The organism is Streptomyces sp. NPDC059080, assembly GCF_042739975.1.
GTDB lineage: Bacteria > Actinomycetota > Actinomycetes > Streptomycetales > Streptomycetaceae > Streptomyces > Streptomyces benahoarensis.
The window spans coordinates 374602-393760 of the sequence record NZ_JBHYGX010000001.1; the positions used below are offsets into that span (position 1 = coordinate 374602).

A 19159-nucleotide genomic window follows, 5' to 3' on the forward strand; every position below is an offset into this window, starting at 1 on the left:
GCCACTTTTTTTTAAACCCCCACTCATAACCCACTGGGGTCCCGGGGGGGGGGGGGGCCGCCGGGGGGACCGGGCCCCCGGCGCCCCCCGCGCCCGCGGGGGCCCGGCCCGGCGGTCGCGCCACCCCTGGCTATGCCGCCGGTGCCTCCCGGACCAGCCGCCGGACCTCGTCGGCGCAGCCCCAGGCCACGGTGACGCCCGCGCCGCCGTGGCCGTAGTTGTGCACGCACCAGGCGCCGCCGGGCAGCCGCTCGCCCTCCAGGCGGACCGCTCCACGGGCGGGCCGCAGCCCCACCCGGTGCGCCAGGACCTCGGCCCCGGCGAGCGCGGGGAACCGCCGGGCGGCGCGCGCCACGATCGCCTCGGCCACCGCCGGGTCGGGCTCCGTCGACCAGGCGTTCTCGTGCGCGGTGCCGCCGATCACCACGCCGTACGGCTGCGGCAGGACATACGTCGTGTCCGTGGCGCCCGAGGCGGCGGAGACGTACCACTCCTCGACGCCCGGGTCGGCGACCACGACCAACTGGCCCTGCACCGGGTGCACCTGCGGGTCCGGCACCAGCTCACGGGCGCCGAGGCCCGAGCAGTTCACCACCGTCGCCGCCTCCTGGCCCGCCTCGGCGAGCGAGGTGAACGTGGCGCGCTCCACCACGCCGCCCGCCGCGCGCAGCCGCTGCTCCAGGTAGTGCAGATGCGTCGGCATGTCGAGGAGCGGGGTCCGGGCCCGCCAGCCGGTGTGGCCCTCAGGCACCTCGTCGGGGCGGGCCCGCCGCAGGCCGGGCACCGCCGCATACCAGGCGGCGAGCGGATCGGCATCGGCCTCCGGTCCGCCGGTGGCCGCGGGCTCCGTCATCGTCCCGGCCACCATCCGCGCACCCGTCTCCCGCGGCCGGTCGGCGAGCTCCGCCAGTACCTCGAAGCCACGCAGCGACCACCGCACCGCGGGGCCGTGGGGCCGGATGCGGTAGGGCCAGCACAGCCCGCCGGCCACCGCCGAGGTGGAGTCGGCGGCCGGGTCCCGGCTCACCAGCCGCACCCGGTGCCCGTCCTCGGCCAGCGCGATTGCCGAGGTCAGACCGATGACACCGCCACCGATCACCAGAATGTCGTTCGCCTCGCTCGTCATGCCTGGACGCTATCGGCTGTCGTCCGACCGGGCGAGAGTGGGCCCGCCCACGGACGGCGTACGCGACCGGGTGACCGGGCCCGGTTCGGGCGCGGGCGCGGTTTCGGCGGGGCGGCGCGCGACGGGCGAACGCCCCGGGCCCGAGGCACGCCCCAAGGGCCGCCTCACCAGGGATGATGGGACAGACCTTAGGCTGGGGACCAGCACCGTCGGCCGATGTCGCCCCTCGGATCGTGTGCGTCATCCGTCGACTGAGGAGGCACATGCCCCGCGCCCCGCGGGCCGTTCCCGCCTGGCTCGCCCACCCGTTCCGCTGGCAGCGCCTGCCCGTGCCGTGGCCCGCCGTCGTCCGCGGCGCGCTCTGCGCGGGCCCGCTGCTCGGCGCCGGGATCGCCACCGGCCACCCCGTGCCCGGCGTCCTGACCGGGCTCGGCTCGATGATGGCCGGGGTCAACGACCGGCCCGGCACCCGGCGCACCGGCATGGTCCACATCGGGCTGCCCGCCCTCGCCTGCGGCCTCGGCACCCTGATCGGCGCCTCGCTGCAGTCCGCGCACGCCGGGTGGTGGACGGTGCCCGCGCTGTGCGCCGTCGCCTTCGTCTCCGGCGTCGCGAGCGTGGCCGGGCCGGTCCGCTCGACCGCCGGGATGCAGATGCTGGCCACCGCCGTCCTCGGCGCGGGCATGCCGCTGCCCGGCGCGCCGTGGGCGAAGAGCCTGTACGTCCTCGCCGGTTGCGCCTGGCTGCTGCTGTTGCGGCTGGTACTGCGCTCCCCGCGGCCGGCCGGCGGTGCCCTCGGCGGCGAGCGGGCCGCCGTCGCCGCCGTCTTCGACGCGCTGGCCGATGCGTTGACCGCGATCGGAGGGGAGGGCGCGGAACCGGCCCGGCGCCGTCTGACCTCAGCCCTGGACCGGGCCGACGAGGCGTTGCGGCTGCGCCGCCTCACCGACCGGCTGCTGCGCCGCGCGGTCCGTGCCGAAGAGGCGCTGCTGGCCGAGCGGTTCGCGGCGGCGACCGCGCTCTGCGAGGCGAGCGTGGCGCTCCTGTGGGAGGGCCGCCCGCTGCCCGCCGCGGTCGCGGAGAGTCCCCGCCGGTTCGCCGCGGCGCTGCGCACCGGCGAGGCACCCGGGCGCCTTTCCGCTCCCACGAACAGCTCGGCCGCGCGCGGCGCCTTCGACCGCGCGTTGCTGGCCGCCGCTGTCGTCTTCGCCCGGTCGGAGCCGTCGGCGGCGTACGGGGCGCAGGAGCCGCGTGAGGCGTCCGCGCCGTACGGGCCTTCGACGCCGTACGGGCCTTCGACGCCGTACGGGCCTTCGACGCCGTACGGGCCGGTCGCGGCGTCGATGCCGTACGAACCGTCGGCGCAGCCTGCGCCGGCCGGCCGGCCGGCCCCGGTGGTGTCGCCGCCCACCGCATCCGGGCCGCGCCGCCCGGGCCGGTGGCGCGCCCTGCCCGGTCGGGTCCGCGGGTTCCTGGACCGGCGTACCCGCCGCGGCCGCGATCTGCTGGGGCCCGCCGCCCGCGACTACGGGCTGCGCGTCGCCGTCTGCATCGGTGCCAGCACGGCGGTCGCGCTGCTGCTCCACCCCGAGCACTGGTACTGGCTCCCGGCCACCGCGACCTTCCTGGTCAAGCCCGATCTGGGCCCGCTGTTCTCACGGACCGTCAACCGCTTCGCCGGGACCGTCGCGGGCGTCCTGATCTTCGCGCTGGGCGGCGCGGTGCTGCCCGGCTCCTGGTGGCCGGCGCTCGCCGCGGGCATCGGCGGCGCGGTGCTGCCGTTCGCCACCCGCCACTTCGCGCTGCAGACCTCGGCGATCACCTTCATGGTGCTGGCGTTCGTCTGGGTGGGCGGCGACCCCCAGGCGGCGGGGGAGCGGATCGCGGACACCGCCATCGCCTGCGGCATCGTCCTCGTCGTCGGCCATCTGCCGCGCCTGGCCGATCCGCGCCGCGGTATCGCGCAGCGGGCGGTGTCGGCGCTGCACGCCACCGAGGCGTTCTTGCGGCACGTCCTGGCGGCCGAGCCCGGCGCCGGGACCACCGCCGAGCGGCTGGCGCTGCGCCGGAACGCCTACCACGCCCTGGGCCAGGCCCGGACGGCGGCCGAGACCGCCGCCGCCGAACTCCTCGCCGCCCGCGACCGCACCCCCGACTGGCCCGCGATCCTCGCCGCCGCCGAACGCATCGTCGACGCCGCGACCGCCGCCGCGATCCGTATCGACCACGGTGCGCGGCGGCCCAGCCCCGAGGAGGCCGCCCGGCTGGGCGAGGCGCTGTCCGCGATGGCCGGTGCCCTGGCCGACCCCGGCCGCCGCCTGCCGCACCTTCACGACCGGCCGGTCGCACCCGTCCCGGACTGCGCCACGCTCACCGACGTGGCGGCCGAACTGGAACGGATGCGGGGCCACACGGGGGCGGTCTGAACGGGCCCGGGCCGCACGGCTGGGCCGTGGGCCGGTACCGATGGCTCGGCTTCCCCGCCGGCCGGGCCTCCGCGGGGACGGCCCACCACGCCCGCCGGGCCCCGGCCCCGCTCAGCGCCGCCGGCCGCCGCCCTCGCCGCCGCCGAGCAGACCGGCCCGGCGCAGCGCGTCGGCCATCGCGTCGTTGGCGGGCGCGGGGCCCTGGCCGCCCCGGCGGTCGCCGCCGCGGCCGCCGCCCGACCGGGGTGCGCCGCCCGACCGGGGTGCGCCGCCCGATCGGGGTGCGCCGCCGCTCCCGCCGGAGCGCTGTCCGCCCGGCCGCTGCCCGTCGCGCCGTTCACCGCCGCCGCGCCGTTCACCGGCCGCCTTACCGTCGCGCCCGGGCTCGTCGTCCAGCCGCAGCGTCAGTGAGATCCGCTTGCGCGGGATGTCGACGTCGAGGACCTTGGCCCGCACGATGTCGCCGGGCTTGACCACCTCGCGCGGGTCCTTGACGAACGTCTTCGACATCGCCGACACATGCACCAGACCGTCCTGGTGGACACCGACGTCCACGAACGCCCCGAAGGCCGCGACGTTGGTCACCACGCCCTCCAGGATCATCCCCGCCGCGAGGTCGCCGATCTTCTCCACGCCGTCCTTGAACGTCGCGGTCCGGAACTCCGGACGCGGGTCGCGGCCCGGCTTCTCCAGCTCCTGGAGGATGTCGCCGACGGTCGGCAGACCGAACGCGTCGTCGACGAAATCGGCCGGGCGCAGCGACCGCAGCACCGCGGTGTTGCCGATCAGCGTGCCCACCGCACCGCCCGCCGCCCCGGCCATCCGGCGCACCACCGGGTACGCCTCCGGGTGCACGCTGGAGGCGTCCAGCGGATCGTTGCCGCCGCGGATCCGCAGGAAGCCCGCGCACTGCTCGTACGCCTTCGGGCCGAGCCGTGACACGTCCTTGAGGGCCTTGCGGGAGCGGAACGGGCCGTTGGCGTCGCGGTGCGCGACGATGTTCTCGGCCAGGCCCGAGCTGATGCCGGAGACCCGCGAGAGCAGCGGCGCGGAGGCGGTGTTGACGTCCACGCCGACGCCGTTCACACAGTCCTCGACCACCGCGTCCAGCGACCGCGACAGCTTCACCTCGGACAGATCGTGCTGGTACTGCCCGACGCCGATCGACTTCGGGTCGATCTTGACGAGTTCGGCCAGCGGGTCCTGGAGGCGCCGGGCGATCGAGACCGCGCCGCGCAGCGACACATCCATCCCCGGCAGCTCCTGGGAGGCGAACGCCGAGGCGGAGTACACCGACGCGCCCGCCTCGGAGACCATCACCTTCGTCAGCTTCAGCTCCGGCTGCGCGGCGATCAGATCGGCGGCCAGCTTGTCCGTCTCGCGGGAGGCGGTGCCGTTGCCGATCGCGATCAGCTCGACGTCGTGCTCCTTCGCCAGCCGCGCCAGCGTGGCCAGCGACGCGTCCCACTTCTGCTGCGGCACATGCGGGTAAATCGTCTCGGTCGCGGTCACCTTGCCGGTCGCGTCCACCACGGCCACCTTCACGCCGGTACGGAAACCGGGGTCCAGGCCCATCGTCGCGCGCGTCCCGGCGGGCGCCGCCAGCAGCAGATCGCGCAGGTTGGACGCGAAGACCCGCACCGCCTCGTCCTCCGCCGCCTGGCGCAGCCGCAGCCGCAGATCGATGCCGAGGTGGACCAGGACGCGGGTGCGCCAGGCCCAGCGGACGGTGTCCAGCAGCCAGCCGTCGGCGGGCCGCCCGCGGTCGGCGATCCGGAACTTCGCGGCGATGGACTGCTCGTACGACGTACGGCCCTCGACGGGCTCCGCGTCCGGCTCCAGCGCGAGGTCGAGGATCTCCTCCTTCTCCCCGCGGAGCATCGCCAGCACCCGGTGCGAGGGCAGGTCGGTGAACGGCTCCGCGAAGTCGAAGTAGTCGGCGAACTTCGCGCCCGCCTCCTCCTTGCCGTCGCGGACCTTCGCGCCGACCCGGCCGCGCGACCACATCCGCTCGCGCAGCTCACCGATGAGGTCCGCATCCTCGCCGAACCGCTCGGTCAGGATGGCCCGCGCGCCCTCCAGCGCCGCGGCCGGATCGGCGACGCCCTTGTCGGCGGAGACGAACGCCGCCGCGGCGGCCTGCGGCTCCACCGACGGGTCGGTCAGCAGACCGTCGGCGAGCGGTTCCAGCCCCGCCTCCCGCGCGATCTGCGCCTTCGTCCGCCGCTTCGGCTTGTACGGGAGGTAGACGTCCTCCAGCCGCGCCTTGGACTCCGCGCCCCGGATCCGCTCCTCCAGCGCCGCGTCCAGCTTGCCCTGGGACCGTACGGACTCCAGGATCGCGGTGCGCCGCTCCTCCAGCTCCCGCAGATAGCGCAGCCGCTCCTCCAGCGCGCGCAGCTGCGCGTCGTCGAGCATCTCGGTGGCTTCCTTGCGGTAGCGCGCGATGAACGGGACCGTCGAGCCGCCGTCCAGCAGCGCGACCGCGGCCATCACCTGCCGCTCCTTGACGCCGAGTTCCCCGGCGATCCTCGCTTCGATGGACACCATGACCTCGGTGGATGCCGTCACGTTGAACCAGACCCGCCTTCCCGCGCTCGCTTGAGCCTGCATTGTGCAGGTTCACCGGCCGCGGTGTCGCACCGCCCGGCCGGGAGCGCCGGGGTGTGAGAAGGCGCACGCCCGCCCGGCGCTCCCGTACGGGAACGGCGGACGGGCGTGCGGCCGGTGATCGGCCGGAGAGCGGGGCCTACCGGCCGAACAGCTCCGCCGGGAACGCGCCCGCCGCCATCGCCGCCTGGGTGAACGCCCCACCGATCTCGGTGAGCCGCGCCACGCCCTCGGCGCCGAGGTGCTCGTACGGTGCCCGGTCCAGCCGGTCGGTGGTGTCCTCCAGGTCCTCGCGCAGCCGCAGCCCGGCCTCGGTCAACTCGCCGCCGGCGTCCAGCAGTCCGCGCCCGCGCAGCCGCTCCTGCGCGGCGGCCCACTCCTCCTCGGTCCAGCCGCGGGTGCGCATGACGCCCAGGTAGCTCATGCCGCGGCCGCTGGCGTGATGGGTGACCAGCGCCTCCAGGCCGTCCAGTTCCGCGTCGAGCAGCGCCATCAGATGGGCGTCGCCGCGGTGTTCGCGCAGCAGCGTCGCGGCGTGCCAGTACGCCAGGTGCGGGGCGTCCGGGACCGGCAGATCGGCGTGGGCGGCGAACAGCGGCCGGGCGTACCGGGTGCCCGCCCCGGCGGCGCGCAGTGCCAGCTCCGCCGCCTCGGCCATCTCCGGCGACTCCAGCGCCTGCTCGCCCAGCAGCCGCCGCAGCGTGGTGTCGGCCGCCCGCAGCCGCGCCTCCAGGACGGCCTCGGGCGTGACGGTGTCCCAGACGGCGGGGACGTGCCGGGCGACCAGGGCGTGGCTGAAGTTGTAGAACGTCGCGGTGACCGTGCCGGGGCCGACCGCGCCCATGGCGGCGGCGCGGACGGCGAAGTACCCGGCGCTGCGGTTCTCGATCCCGGTCTTCGCCAGCTCGGCGCCGAGGTCGGGGGAGAAGTAGTGCGTCGAGTGGAACGGGTTGACGACGTGGTGGCAGTGCCGTCCGGCGCGCGGCGCCAGAGAGGTCGCAGAGGTCATGCCAGGCAGGTTACCGACCCGTTGGTATGGCGGGAAGGGCGGTGGGGGGGGGGCCCCCCCCCCCCCCCCCCCACCACTCCGCCCGCGGCCGGGGGGGCGCGGGCGGTGCGAGCCCGCCCGCGGGGGCCCCCCTCCGCCGTGTCGCCGCCGGCGTGCGCCCGGGCCGCCCAGTGCGCGGCCCGGCGGACGGCCTCCTCCGGCGGGACGTCCCACACGCCGTCGGCCAGCTCCTTCGCCGCCGTCTGCGTCATCGACGACCGGCTCGCCAGCACCGCGGTGAACTCCGCGATCCGCGCGTCCAGCCCGTCCGCCGCGCTCACCTCGTCGACCAGCCCGGTCCGCAGCGCCCGCGCACAGTCGATCAACTCCCCGGAGAACAGCAGGTACTTGGCGGCCGACAGCCCCACCAGGCGCACCAGCCGCCGGGTGGCCGATGCCGGATAGACCACGCCCAGCTTGGCCGGAGTCACCCCGAACACCGCGCCCTCCTCGGCGAACCGCAGATCGCAGGCGGCCGCCAACTGCGCGCCGCCGCCCACGCAGTGCCCCCGTATCGCCGCCAGCGTCGGCCGGGGAAAGGCCGCCACCGCCTCCTCCGCCGCGACCGACAGCTGCTGCGCCTCGCCCGCGCCCTGCCGCAGCGACGCGATGTCCGCACCGGCGCAGAACGTCCCGCCCTCGCCGGTCAGCACCAGCGACCGGACCGCGCCGTCCGCGGCCAGCCGTGCCAGCAGCGGGGGCAGCTCCCGCCACATCCGTGGCGTCATCGCGTTGCGCTTGGCGGGATTGCTGAGGACGACGGTCGCTGTGCCGTCGCTGACATGCGTGTTCAGGCCCGGTTCCATGCCCGGATATTAGAGGGACCACCGGCGGCCGGGCCGCTACGATCGGTGGTCTGATGTCAGCCACTCTCGTCGCCAAAGACCTCACCGCCGGCCACGGTGAACGCGTCCTCTTCTCCGGCCTGGATCTGGTCGTCGCCCCCGGCGATGTGATCGGACTCGTGGGCGCCAACGGCGCGGGCAAGTCGACGCTGCTGCGTCTGCTCGCCGGGCTGGACACCCCGGAGCAGGGCGCCCTCGCCCTCAGTCCGCCCACCGCCACCGTCGGCCACCTCCCGCAGGAGCCCGACCGCCGCCCCGGCGAGTCGGTCCGTGCCTTCCTCGCCCGCCGCACCGGCGTCGCCCGCGCCCAGACCGATCTCGACGCCGCCACCCAGGCGCTGGTCGACGAGCGCCCCGGCGCCGACGACGCGTACGCCACCGCGCTGGAGCGCTGGCTCGCCCTCGGCGCCGCCGACCTCGACGAACGGTCCGAGGAGACCTGCGCCCAGCTGGGCCTGACCACCGGCCTCGACCGGCCGATGACCGCCCTCTCCGGCGGCCAGGCCGCCCGCGCCTCCCTCGCCTCCCTGCTCCTGTCGCGCTACGACGTCTTCCTCCTCGACGAGCCGACCAACGACCTCGACCTCGACGGACTGCGCCGCCTGGAGGACTTCGTCTCCGGGCTCCGCGCCGGGACGGTCCTGGTCAGCCACGACCGCGAGTTCCTGACCCGAACCGTCACCCGCGTCGTCGAGCTGGACCTCGCCCAGCAGCAGGTCAACACCTACGGCGGCGGCTACGCCTCCTACCTGGAGGAGCGCGAGCGGGCCCGGCGCCACGCCCGCGAGGAGTACGAGGAGTACGCCGACACCAAGGCGTCGCTGGAGACCCGCGCGCACACCCAGCGCAACTGGATGGCGAAGGGCGTCCGCAATGCCCGCCGCAAGGCCCCCGACAACGACAAGATCGCCCGCAAGGGCCGGGTGGAGGCCACGGAGAAGCAGGCGGCCAAGGCGAAGCAGACCCAGCGCCTGATCGACCGGCTCGACGTCGTCGAGGAGCCCCGCAAGGAGTGGGAGCTGCGGATGGAGATCGCCGCCGCGCCCCGCGCCGGATCCGTGGTGGCCACCCTGCGCGGCGCCGAGGCGCAACGCGGCACCTTCCGCTTCGGTCCGGTGGACCTCCAGATCGACTGGGGCGACCGGGTCGCGATCACCGGCCCCAACGGCTCCGGCAAGTCGACGCTGCTCGCCGCGCTCCTCGGCCGGCTGCCGCTGGCCGCGGGCGCGGCGGCGCTGGGCCCCGGCGTGGTGGTCGGCGAGGTCGACCAGGCCCGCGGCCTCTTCACCGGCGACGCCCCGCTGATGGACGCCTTCCGCGCCGCCGTACCGGAGATGGCCCCCGCCGACGTACGCACCCTGCTGGCGAAGTTCGGGCTGAAGTCGGCGCATGTGCTGCGTCCGGCGGACACCCTGTCGCCGGGGGAGCGGACCCGTGCCGCCCTCGCCCTCCTCCAGGGCCGGGGCGTCAACCTCCTCGTCCTGGACGAGCCGACCAACCACCTCGACCTCCCGGCCATCGAGCAGCTGGAGTCCGCGCTCGCGTCGTACGGCGGCACGCTGCTGCTGGTCACACACGACCGGCGGATGCTGGACGCGGTGCACACCACCCGCCGGATCGAGGTCGACGCCGGGACGGTCACCGACCGGGCGGTGTGACGCGGTGACCAGCGGCGGGGCGGTTTCCGATCATCGATTTGGTCCTGCGCCGGGCGGCCCGTATGGTGGGGCGAACCGACGCGGGGTGGAGCAGCTCGGTAGCTCGCTGGGCTCATAACCCAGAGGTCGCAGGTTCAAATCCTGTCCCCGCTACTCACAGGCGAAGGCCCGGTGCCCAGGCACCGGGCCTTCGCCGTTCCCGTCCCCCGCTCGCTCTGCCCCGCCCGCCGAAACGCGGTATACCGGGACGAAGTGGGCTTTTGGAGGAGGCGGCGATGACCGGCAGATCCGCTCGCGACCGTACGCCGGAGCAGCGCTCCGCCGAGTTGGGCCGCGGCTTCGGCAGGCTGATGGCGCTCGGCATCGTCCTGGTCATCGCGGGCGCGGTCGGCCTGGCGTACGCAGGTCTCGCCACCCTCACCTCGATGCTGCTCTTCGGCTGGCTGCTGCTGATCGGCGGCGCGGTGGGGCTGCTGCACGCCCTCCAGGCGCGGGGGTCGAACTTCGTCTGGCTGGCGGTCATCGTGGCGGCGCTGAACCTCGCCGCCGGTGTCGTGGTGATCGTCCGGCCCGATGTGACCGCGGCGGCGCTGACGATGTTCGCCGCGCTGCTCTTCCTGACCGGCGGCGTATACCGGCTGGTCGGCGGGGTGGTGGTGCGCGGGCCGCAGTTCGGCTGGACGCTGGTGCAGGGCGTCTTCGACCTCCTGCTGGGCATCCTGGTGCTCAGCAACTGGCCGCACAGCAGCCGCTATGTGCTGGGCATCTTCATCTCCCTCGCGCTGCTCTTCGACGGCCTCGGCCTCTTCGCGATGGGGTTCGGCGGACGCCGGATCGTCGGCATGGTCGAGGAGGGCCGGTACGACGAGGCCCGCCACGGGCCGGGCCGGACGGGGCAGGGCGTGGCGAATGGCTCGGAACATGCGTCCGCCGCGCCCTGGAGCTCCCTGACGAAGAAGCAGAAGCGACAGAATCGGTCATCCGAGTGAGTAAAACCCGCTGAATCGGTCGGGTGCCGATTGGCGCTGACTTGTGTTCGGTGGGCCGGGCCGGGCCGGCCCACTCCCCACACTCGACCTGTGAGGACGCCTCCCGGCCCACCCGCCGTGGCCTGCTGCTACCGGCCTACCAGCCCGCCGCGGCCCCCGTGAGCTCCCGCACCGCCGGACGTGCCGCGTCCAGCACGGTCATGAACCACGCGGAGAACGGACCCTCGGCGTGCCGCTTCTCCAGCTCCTGCGGCGTCACGAACGCGATCTCGCCGATCTCCGCCGGATCCGGCTCCGGCACCTGGCGCACCAGCCCGACGAAGAGGTGGTTGTACTCCTGCTCCACCAGGCCGGACGCCGGGTCCGGGTGGTTGTAGCGCACCGTGCCCGCCTCGGCCAGCAGCGACGGCGCCAGCCCCAGCTCCTCCGCCGTCCGGCGCGCGGCCGCCGCGAACGGCTTCTCGCCCGGGTACGGATGGCCGCAGCAGGTGTTGGACCACACGCCGGGGGAGTGGTACTTCCCCAGTGCCCGGCGCTGCAGCAGCAGCCGCCCCTGCTCGTCGAAGAGGAAGACCGAGAACGCGCGGTGCAGCTGCCCGGGGGCCTGATGGGCGGCGAGTTTCTCCGCGGTGCCGATCGTCGCACCGTCCTCGTCGACCAGCTCCAGCATGATCGGCCCGGCGGCGCCGTCCGGTGCGTTCACCGCCGCGAGCTCGGCGGTCTGTCCGTTGGCAGGTGTGATCGGCATGCCCATCCTTGTCGTCGGTCTTCGACGCCAAGTCTGCCCCACCGCCGTCCCCGTCACGGTTCAGGCGCCGCGCGGCGGTGTGCCCGCGTCGCCGGGCCCCGTCCCCGTCCGCCCGTGAGAAGGTCCACATCCCGCGCGGGCCCCGAGAAACCGGCGCACGCCTCCGGCCAGGGCACCCGCGCGGCTCCCGGGATGTGCCGGACGCGTCACGGATCAACCCGCACCACCCGTGACCAGCCCCCGCATAACCGGCGCCGGAACGTGCCGCCGCACCGGTCGCCAGTTGTTCCGGCGCCACCCGATCCACCATGATGATCGCGGCAGGCGCAGCCGTCGGTCACCCGATCGTGCGGTGAATCCGCGGTGAACGGCCTCAACCCGCATCCGATAGCCTCTGCCGACGTGCCACCGGCCCCACGGGGCGAGGTGTGCCGCGCCCACTGCCCGGGTAGTTCGTGCCGAATGCGGACCGGCCGGCGCGGCCTTGTCAGCATTCAAGGAGTGAGTTCGTCTGTCGACCGCCATCCTCACCGGTCCGCCGGTCGCCGGGTCGCCGCTCGAAGGCGATCTGCGTGCGCTGGGCTTCGACATCCGTACGGCACAGGACCCCGCGTCCGCGGCCGAGCTGATCGCCGCGGTCCCCGCCCATGAGCGGATCGCCGTCGTGGACCCCCGCTTCGTCGGCCACCGGCACACCCTGCGCCTCGCGCTCACCGACCCCCGCTTCCCGGCCGCCGCCGTCGAGGGCGCGCTCACCGCGCAGCCCGCGGCCCGCGCCACGCTGGACCGCGCGGCCGCCCGGATGCCCGTCGGCGCCGGAAGCGCCCACCTCACCGACGTCCTCACCGGCACCCTGACCGACGCCCTGGAACGCGCCGACATCGGCCTCCAGCGCATCGAGCCGGGCAGCCTCGTCGCCGCCGTCCCGCTCACCCCGGCCCGCCGCGAGGAGGCCCACGAGGCCGTCGCCGCGGTCGACGAGGAGGCGGTACGGCTGCGCAGCGCGGTCAAGTCCCGCGACGGGTTCTTCACCACGCACTGCATCAGCCCGTACTCCCGCTACCTCGCCCGCTGGTGCGCACGGCGTGGCCTGACCCCGAACCAGGTCACCACCGCCTCGCTGCTCACCGCGCTGATCGCGGCGGGCTGCGCGGCCACCGGCACCCGCGGCGGTTTCGTCGCCGCCGGTGTCCTGCTCCTCCTCTCCTTCGTCCTCGACTGCACCGACGGGCAGCTCGCCCGCTACTCCCTGCAGTACTCGACGATGGGCGCCTGGCTCGACGCCACCTTCGACCGGGCCAAGGAGTACGCGTACTACGCCGGTCTCGCCCTCGGCGCCGCCCGCGGCGGCGATGACGTCTGGGCACTGGCGCTCGGCGCGATGATCCTCCAGACCTGCCGTCATGTCGTCGACTTCTCGTTCAACGAGGCCAACCACGACGCCAGGGCCAACACCAGCCCCACCGCCGCCCTCTCCGACCGGCTCGACAGCGTCGGCTGGACCGTCTGGGCGCGCCGGATGATCGTGCTGCCGATCGGTGAGCGCTGGGCGCTGATCGCCGTCCTCACCGCCTGCACCACGCCCCGCATCGTCTTCTCCGTGCTGCTGATCGGCTGCGCGCTGGCGGCCTGCTACACCACCGCCGGACGCGTGCTGCGCTCGCTGACCCGCCGGGCCCGGCGCACCGACCGCGCCGCCCGCGCGCTGGCGGACCTCGCCGACACCGGCGCACTCGCCGAGCTGATCGCCCGCCCCATGCGCGGTCGCGGCCGCACCGGCTCGTTCCTCGCCCCGGCCATGGCGTTCCTCGCCGCCGCCGTCCTGCTGAGCGCGGTGATCTTCGAGGACGATCCGGCGTCCTGGCCGACCGTGGGCCTCGCCTGCTGCGCCGCGCTGCTGACCGGCGCCGCCGTGGCCCGCCCGCTCAAGGGCGCCCTGGACTGGCTGGTGCCGCCGTTCCTGCGCGTCGCCGAGTACGTCACGATCTTGGTCCTCGCCGCCCGCAGCGGTGCGCACGGCGCGCTGCCCGCGGCATTCGGGCTGGTCGCAGCGGTCGCCTACCATCACTACGACGCGGTCTACCGCATCCGCGGCGGCAGCGGCGCGCCGCCGCGCTGGCTGGTGCGGGCCGCCGGCGGCAGCGAGGGGCGGATCCTCGTGGTCACCGTCCTCGCCGCTCTGCTGTCCCCCTCTGATTTCCCCCTCGCGCTCGCGGTGCTCGCCGGCGCGCTGGGTCTGCTGGTGCTCGTCGAGAGCATCCGCTTCTGGGTGCGTGCCGCGAAGACCGGCGCACCCGCCGTACACGATGAAGGAGAACCCGCATGATCGGCCTCGTGCTGGCCGCCGGCGCCGGACGGCGTCTGCGCCCCTACACCGACACCCTGCCCAAGGCGCTGGTGCCGGTTGATGGGGACACGACCATCCTGGACCTGACGCTCGGCAACTTCGCCGAGATCGGCCTGACCGAGGTCGCGATCATCGTCGGCTACAGGAAGGAAGCCGTCTACGAGCGCCAGGCCGCGCTGGAGGCCAAGTACGGTCTCAAGCTGACGCTCATCGACAACGACAAGGCCGAGGAGTGGAACAACGCCTACTCCCTGTGGTGCGGCCGTGACGCCCTCACGCACGACGTGATCCTCGCCAACGGCGACACCGTGCACCCGGTCTCCGTCGAGAAGACGCTGCTCGCCGCCCGCGGCAACGGCCAGAAGATCATCCTCGCGCTGGACACCGTCAAGCAGCTCGCCGACGAGGAGATGAAGGTCGTCGTCGACCCCGCCAAGGGCGTCCAGAAGATCACCAAGCTGATGGACCCGGCCGAGGCGACCGGCGAGTACATCGGCGTCACCCTCATCGAGGGCTCCGCCGCCGCCGAGCTGGCCGACGCCCTCAAGACCACCTTCGAGCGCGACCCCGACCTCTACTACGAGGACGGCTACCAGGAGCTGGTCAACCGCGGCTTCCAGGTCGACGTGGCCCCCATCGGCGATGTCGTGTGGGTCGAGATCGACAACCACGACGACCTCGCGAAGGGCCGTGAGATCGCATGCCAGTACTGACCCGCCTCATTCCGTCCCCGGTCGTCGTCGACATCAACGCCGGCGCCCTGGACGACCTGGCGGGCCTCCTGGCCGATCAGCGCATCTCCGCATCCGGGAAGCTCGCGATCGCCATCTCCGGCGGTTCGGGCGCCCGGCTGCGGGAGCGGCTGTCCCCCGCGCTGCCCGGCGCGGACTGGTACGAGGTCGGCGGCGGCACGCTCGACGACGCGATCAAGCTCGGCGACGCCATGAAGAAGGGGCACTACGACGCCGTCGTGGGCCTCGGCGGCGGCAAGATCATCGACTGCGCCAAGTACGCCGCGGCGCGGATCGGCCTGCCGCTCGTCGCCGTCGCGACGAACCTGTCGCACGACGGCCTGTGCTCGCCGGTCGCCACGCTCGACAACGACGCGGGCCGCGGCTCCTACGGTGTGCCGAACCCGATCGCCGTCGTCATCGACCTCGACATCATCCGTGAGGCGCCCGTCCGCTTCGTCCGCTCCGGTATCGGTGACGCCATCTCCAACATTTCCGCGGTCGCGGACTGGGAGCTGGCCCACCAGGAGAACGGCGAGGCGATAGACGGGCTGGCCGCCGCGATGGCGCGCCAGGCCGGTGAGGCCGTGCTGCGTCACCCCGGCGGTGTCGGCGACGACAAGTTCCTCCAGGTGCTGGCCGAGGGCCTCGTCCTCACCGGCATCTCGATGTCCGTCGCGGGCGACAGCCGGCCGGCCTCCGGTGCCTGCCACGAGATCAACCACGGCTTCGACATCCTCTTCCCCAAGCGGGCGGCGAGCCACGGCGAGCAGTGCGGCCTCGGTGCCGCATTCGCCACGCACCTGCGCGGGGACGCGGAGATGTCCGCGCTGATGGTCGAGGCGCTCCAGCGGCACGGCCTGCCGGTCACGCCGGGCGAGATCGGCTTCACGGACGAGGAGTTCGTCCAGGTCGTCGAGTTCGCCCCGAAGACCCGGCCCGGCCGGTACACCATCCTGGAACACCTGGACCTGTCCACCGACGAGATCAGGGACGCATACGCCGACTATGCCAAAACCATCCGTAGCTGAACTCCGGCCGGTCGTTCACCCTCCGGGCGTGAAGGACCGGCGGAGCGGCGAGCACTGGGCCGGTCGGCTCTACATGCGCGAGGTCTCCCTCCGCATCGACCGGCACCTGGTGACCACGAAAGTCACGCCCAACCAGCTGACCTACGTGATGACCGTCGCCGGTGCCCTCGCCGCCCCGGCCCTGTTGGTGCCGGGGATCTGGGGCGCCGTGCTCGGCGTGGTGATGGTCCAGCTGTATCTGCTGTTCGACTGCGTCGACGGTGAGATCGCCCGCTGGAAGAAGCAGTACTCGATGTCCGGGGTCTACCTGGACCGCGTCGCCGCCTACCTGTGCGACGCCGCGGTCCTGGTCGGCTTCGGCCTGCGCGCCGCCGATCTGTGGGGCACGGGCCGCATCGACTGGCTGTGGGCCTTCCTCGGCACCCTCGCCGCCCTCGGCGCGATCATGATCAAGGCGGAGACGGACCTCGTCGGCGTGGCCCGGCACCAGCAGGGCCTGCCGCCGGTCAAGGAGGCGGCGTCCGAGCCGCGCTCCTCCGGTGTGGCGCTGGCGCGTAAGGCGGCCGCGGCCCTCAAGTTCCACCGGCTGGTCCTCGGCGTCGAGGCGTCCCTGCTGATCCTGGTCCTCGCGATCGTGGACACCGTCCGGGGCGATCTCTTCTTCTCGCGGCTCGGCGTCGCGGTGCTCGCCGGTATCGCGCTGCTCCAGACGCTGCTCCATCTCGTGTCCATCCTCGCTTCCAGCAGGCTCAAGTGACGAAGACCCCTCAGAAGATGACGGTCGGCGCGGTGGTCCTCACCATGGGCAACCGCCCCGAGGAACTGCGCGCGCTGCTGGACTCGGTCGCCGGGCAGGAGGGCGATCCGGTCGAGGTGGTGGTGGTCGGCAACGGCTCACCCCTGCCCGAGCTGGACGTCCCCGGGCTGACGGTGCGGACCGTCGAGCTGCCGGAGAACGTCGGCATCCCGGCGGGCCGCAACGTCGGCATCGAGGCGTTCGGCCCCGGCGGCACCGACGTCGACATCCTGCTCTTCCTCGACGACGACGGCCTGCTGGCCCGGCCGGACACCGCCGAGCTGTGCCGCCAGGCGTTCGCCGCGGACGAGAAGCTGGGCATCATCAGCTTCCGGATCGCCGACCCGGACACCGGGGAGACCCAGCGCCGCCACGTCCCGCGGCTGCGCGCGTCCGACCCGCTGCGCTCCTCGCGCGTGACCACCTTCCTCGGCGGCGCCAACGCGGCCCGTACGGCGGTGTTCGCGCAGGTCGGCGGCTTGCCCGACGACTTCTTCTACGCGCACGAGGAGACCGATCTGGCCTGGCGCGCGCTGGACGCGGGCTGGCTGGTCGACTACCGCGCGGACATGCTGCTGCTCCATCCGACGATGGCGCCGAGCCGGCACGCGGTCTACCACCGGATGGTGGCCCGGAACCGCGTCTGGCTGGCGCGGCGCAATCTGCCCGCTCTGCTGGTTCCGGTCTATCTCGGTGTCTGGTTCCTGCTGACCCTGGCCCGGCGCCCCTCCTGGCCGGCGCTGCGCGTCTGGCTGGCCGGTTTCAAGGAGGGCTGGACGACCCCTTGCGGCCCGAGGCGTCCCATGAAGTGGCGTACCGTGTGGCGCCTGACCCGGCTGGGTCGCCCTCCCGTCATCTGACAAGCTCAATATCCGAGAGCATCAGGCGCGAGCCGGGGCGTGGCCCCGGCAGCGCACCTTGAGGACGAAAGTGTCAACTGTGAGCGAGACCACGCACGACGGTGCGGTCGCCATGAGTGCCCCGCCATCCCCCGACGAGGGGCTCACCCCTGCCCAGCTGGCCCAGAAGTACGGGCTGTCGCAGAGCGGAGCCCGGCCCGGCCTGTTCGAATACGTCCGGCAGCTGTGGGACCGGCGCCACTTCATCGCCGCCTTCTCCAGCGCCAAGCTGACCGCGCAGTACAGCCAGGCGAAGCTGGGCCAGGTCTGGCAGGTGGCGACGCCGCTGCTCAACGCGCTGGTGTACTACTTCATCTTCGGTCTGCTCATGGGCGGCCGGGGCAGCATGTCGAACGACGTCTACATCCCGTTCCTGGTGACCGGTGTCTTCGTCTTCACCTTCACCCAGAGCTCGGCGATGGCCGGTGTCCGGGCGATCTCCGGCAACCTCGGGCTGGTGCGTGCGCTGCACTTCCCGCGCGCCTCGCTGCCGATCTCGTTCGCGCTCCAGCAGCTCCAGCAGCTGCTGTTCTCGATGATCGTGCTGGTCATCGTCCTGCTCGGGTTCGGGCACTACCCGTCGATGTCGTGGCTGCTGGTGTTCCCCACGCTCGTCCTCCAGTACGTCTTCAACACCGGTCTGGCCATGATCATGGCGCGCGCCGGTGCGAAGACCCCGGACCTGGCGCAGCTGCTGCCGTTCCTCATGCGGACGTGGATGTACGCGTCCGGCGTCATGTACAACCTGACCGAGCAGCTGCGGAACAAGCACGCCGCCGAGTGGCTGATCAACTTGCTGGCGTCGAACCCGGCGTCGGTCTATATCGACCTGATGCGGTACTCGCTGCTCGGTCACGGCTTCAACCACGCCGACCTGCCGCCGCACGTCTGGGCGCTGGCCCTCGGCTGGGCGCTGCTCATCGGCGCCGCAGGCTTTGTGTACTTCTGGAAGGCTGAGGAGCGTTACGGCCGTGGCTGAGCAGCAGCAGGACACCGGTGCCGCCGCGCAGGCTGCCCCGGTCACCCCCACCGTGATCGCCGACGATCTGCACGTCGTCTACCGCGTCTACGGCGGCGGCGGCAAGGGCAGCGCCACCGCGGCGCTCAACCGCATCATCCGCCGCAAGCCGGGCGGCAGCGTCCGCGAGGTGCACGCGGTCAAGGGCGTCACCTTCACCGCGTACCGTGGCGAGGCCATCGGGCTGATCGGCTCCAACGGCTCGGGCAAGTCGACGCTGCTGCGGGCCATCGCCGGTCTCCTCCCGGCCGAGCGCGGCAAGGTCTACACCGACGGCCAGCCGTCGCTGCTGGGCGTGAACGCCGCGCTGATGAACGATCTGACCGGCGAGAAGAACGTGGTGCTGGGCGGGCTGGCGATGGGCATGTCCCGCGACCAGGTCCGCGAGCGCTACCAGGGCATCGTCGATTTCTCGGGCATCAACGAGAAGGGCGACTTCATCTCGCTGCCGATGCGCACCTACTCGTCCGGTATGGCGGCCCGTCTGCGGTTCTCCATCGCGGCGGCGAAGGACCACGACGTGCTGATGATCGACGAGGCGCTGGCCACCGGCGACCGCAAGTTCCAGAAGCGCTCCGAGGCCCGCATCCGCGAGCTGCGCAAGGAGGCCGGTACCGTCTTCCTGGTCAGCCACAACAACAAGTCGATCAGGGACACCTGCGACCGGGTGCTGTGGCTGGAGAAGGGCGAGTTGCTGATGGACGGCCCGACCGACGAGGTCATCAAGGCGTACGAAAAGGAGTCGGGCAAGTAGTCCGCCTCCGGCCCGGGCCCCCGCGTGACGTTCGCGGGGGCCCTGCGGCCGTCATGGACCGGCCAACCCCCACCGGTCGGAGGGTGGTTGGGCCTCGCGCGGCGTGGTGCCGGGCGTGGTCCGGGGGTGCGGG

Annotated in this window: 15 protein-coding genes and 1 tRNA gene; 11 read left to right on the forward strand and 5 right to left on the reverse strand. The window is 73.5% G+C overall.

Annotation, left to right across the window (positions count from 1 at the left end; translation table 11 throughout):
• Positions 1-130 precede the first annotated feature (130 nt).
• Complete coding sequence (locus ACFWWQ_RS01120) at positions 131-1126, reverse strand: FAD-dependent oxidoreductase (RefSeq protein ID WP_384588046.1); 996 nt, start codon at positions 1124-1126, stop codon at positions 131-133.
• Positions 1127-1389: 263 nt separating this feature from the next.
• On the opposite strand from ACFWWQ_RS01120, the gene ACFWWQ_RS01125 reads away from it, so the two are divergent.
• Entirely contained in the window at positions 1390-3552 is a 2163-nt protein-coding gene (locus tag ACFWWQ_RS01125) for an FUSC family protein (RefSeq protein WP_384588049.1), read from the forward strand.
• A gap of 111 nt (positions 3553-3663) precedes the next feature.
• Here the strand turns inward: ACFWWQ_RS01125 and ACFWWQ_RS01130 are convergent, their stop codons facing one another.
• The 3 genes from ACFWWQ_RS01130 to ACFWWQ_RS01140 form a co-directional block, all read right to left on the reverse strand.
• Positions 3664-6102 carry a Tex family protein gene (locus ACFWWQ_RS01130; protein WP_384588157.1) on the reverse strand — a complete coding sequence of 813 codons (2439 nt, stop codon included), beginning with the start codon at positions 6100-6102 and terminating at the stop codon, positions 3664-3666.
• Positions 6103-6301: 199 nt separating this feature from the next.
• A complete protein-coding gene (locus tag ACFWWQ_RS01135; RefSeq protein ID WP_384588052.1) occupies positions 6302-7171 on the reverse strand; it encodes a hypothetical protein in 870 nt (289 codons plus the stop codon).
• Positions 7168-8016 carry an enoyl-CoA hydratase/isomerase family protein gene (locus ACFWWQ_RS01140; RefSeq protein ID WP_384588055.1) on the reverse strand — a complete coding sequence of 283 codons (849 nt, stop codon included), beginning with the start codon at positions 8014-8016 and terminating at the stop codon, positions 7168-7170. The genes ACFWWQ_RS01135 and ACFWWQ_RS01140 overlap by 4 nt, the downstream gene beginning before the upstream one ends.
• Positions 8017-8069: 53 nt before the next feature.
• On the opposite strand from ACFWWQ_RS01140, the gene ACFWWQ_RS01145 reads away from it, so the two are divergent.
• The 3 genes from ACFWWQ_RS01145 (at position 8070) to ACFWWQ_RS01155 (ending at position 10702) form a co-directional block, all read left to right on the forward strand.
• Entirely contained in the window at positions 8070-9713 is a 1644-nt protein-coding gene (locus tag ACFWWQ_RS01145) for an ABC-F family ATP-binding cassette domain-containing protein (RefSeq protein ID WP_384588058.1), read from the forward strand.
• Between the two features lie 79 nt (positions 9714-9792).
• Positions 9793-9866 (forward strand) — tRNA-Met (locus ACFWWQ_RS01150).
• 122 nt (positions 9867-9988) lie between these two features.
• Positions 9989-10702 carry an HdeD family acid-resistance protein gene (locus ACFWWQ_RS01155; RefSeq protein ID WP_384588061.1) on the forward strand — a complete coding sequence of 238 codons (714 nt, stop codon included), beginning with the start codon at positions 9989-9991 and terminating at the stop codon, positions 10700-10702.
• Between the two features lie 136 nt (positions 10703-10838).
• Here ACFWWQ_RS01155 and idi read toward each other — a convergent pair whose 3' ends face one another.
• Positions 10839-11450 carry an isopentenyl-diphosphate Delta-isomerase gene (idi, locus tag ACFWWQ_RS01160; protein ID WP_384588064.1) on the reverse strand — a complete coding sequence of 204 codons (612 nt, stop codon included), beginning with the start codon at positions 11448-11450 and terminating at the stop codon, positions 10839-10841.
• Between the two features lie 511 nt (positions 11451-11961).
• Here idi and ACFWWQ_RS01165 point away from each other — a divergent pair.
• The 7 genes from ACFWWQ_RS01165 (at position 11962) to ACFWWQ_RS01195 (ending at position 19026) form a co-directional block, all read left to right on the forward strand.
• Positions 11962-13776 carry a DUF5941 domain-containing protein gene (locus tag ACFWWQ_RS01165; protein ID WP_384588160.1) on the forward strand — a complete coding sequence of 605 codons (1815 nt, stop codon included), beginning with the start codon at positions 11962-11964 and terminating at the stop codon, positions 13774-13776.
• Positions 13773-14510: a sugar phosphate nucleotidyltransferase gene (locus ACFWWQ_RS01170; RefSeq protein WP_384588067.1), complete on the forward strand. Its 738-nt coding sequence runs from the start codon at positions 13773-13775 to the stop codon at positions 14508-14510. Before ACFWWQ_RS01165 ends, ACFWWQ_RS01170 begins: the two co-directional genes overlap by 4 nt.
• Positions 14498-15559, forward strand: a complete 1062-nt coding sequence (locus ACFWWQ_RS01175; protein ID WP_384588070.1) for an iron-containing alcohol dehydrogenase family protein — start codon at positions 14498-14500, stop codon at positions 15557-15559. Before ACFWWQ_RS01170 ends, ACFWWQ_RS01175 begins: the two co-directional genes overlap by 13 nt.
• Positions 15537-16316 (forward strand): CDP-alcohol phosphatidyltransferase family protein, encoded by a 780-nt coding sequence (locus tag ACFWWQ_RS01180; protein ID WP_384588073.1) that lies wholly within the window; start codon positions 15537-15539, stop codon positions 16314-16316. Before ACFWWQ_RS01175 ends, ACFWWQ_RS01180 begins: the two co-directional genes overlap by 23 nt.
• Before the next feature lie 17 nt (positions 16317-16333).
• On the forward strand, positions 16334-17215 hold the full coding sequence (locus ACFWWQ_RS01185; protein ID WP_384588163.1) for a glycosyltransferase family 2 protein: 882 nt from the start codon (positions 16334-16336) through the stop codon (positions 17213-17215).
• Positions 17216-17294: 79 nt separating this feature from the next.
• Positions 17295-18233, forward strand: a complete 939-nt coding sequence (locus ACFWWQ_RS01190) for an ABC transporter permease (RefSeq protein WP_384588076.1) — start codon at positions 17295-17297, stop codon at positions 18231-18233.
• Positions 18226-19026: an ABC transporter ATP-binding protein gene (locus ACFWWQ_RS01195; RefSeq protein ID WP_384588079.1), complete on the forward strand. Its 801-nt coding sequence runs from the start codon at positions 18226-18228 to the stop codon at positions 19024-19026. The genes ACFWWQ_RS01190 and ACFWWQ_RS01195 overlap by 8 nt, the downstream gene beginning before the upstream one ends.
• Positions 19027-19159 lie beyond the last annotated feature (133 nt).

Coding starts and splice junctions, on each gene's coding strand:
- ACFWWQ_RS01120 (WP_384588046.1), bottom strand. CDS start 1,126: ATGACGAGCGAGGCGAACGACATTCTGGTGATCGGTGGCGGTGTCATC.
- ACFWWQ_RS01125 (WP_384588049.1), top strand. CDS start 1,390: ATGCCCCGCGCCCCGCGGGCCGTTCCCGCCTGGCTCGCCCACCCGTTC.
- ACFWWQ_RS01130 (WP_384588157.1), bottom strand. CDS start 6,102: ATGGTGTCCATCGAAGCGAGGATCGCCGGGGAACTCGGCGTCAAGGAG.
- ACFWWQ_RS01135 (WP_384588052.1), bottom strand. CDS start 7,171: ATGACCTCTGCGACCTCTCTGGCGCCGCGCGCCGGACGGCACTGCCAC.
- ACFWWQ_RS01140 (WP_384588055.1), bottom strand. CDS start 8,016: ATGGAACCGGGCCTGAACACGCATGTCAGCGACGGCACAGCGACCGTC.
- ACFWWQ_RS01145 (WP_384588058.1), top strand. CDS start 8,070: ATGTCAGCCACTCTCGTCGCCAAAGACCTCACCGCCGGCCACGGTGAA.
- ACFWWQ_RS01155 (WP_384588061.1), top strand. CDS start 9,989: ATGACCGGCAGATCCGCTCGCGACCGTACGCCGGAGCAGCGCTCCGCC.
- idi (WP_384588064.1), bottom strand. CDS start 11,450: ATGCCGATCACACCTGCCAACGGACAGACCGCCGAGCTCGCGGCGGTG.
- ACFWWQ_RS01170 (WP_384588067.1), top strand. CDS start 13,773: ATGATCGGCCTCGTGCTGGCCGCCGGCGCCGGACGGCGTCTGCGCCCC.
- ACFWWQ_RS01175 (WP_384588070.1), top strand. CDS start 14,498: ATGCCAGTACTGACCCGCCTCATTCCGTCCCCGGTCGTCGTCGACATC.
- ACFWWQ_RS01180 (WP_384588073.1), top strand. CDS start 15,537: ATGCCAAAACCATCCGTAGCTGAACTCCGGCCGGTCGTTCACCCTCCG.
- ACFWWQ_RS01185 (WP_384588163.1), top strand. CDS start 16,334: ATGACGGTCGGCGCGGTGGTCCTCACCATGGGCAACCGCCCCGAGGAA.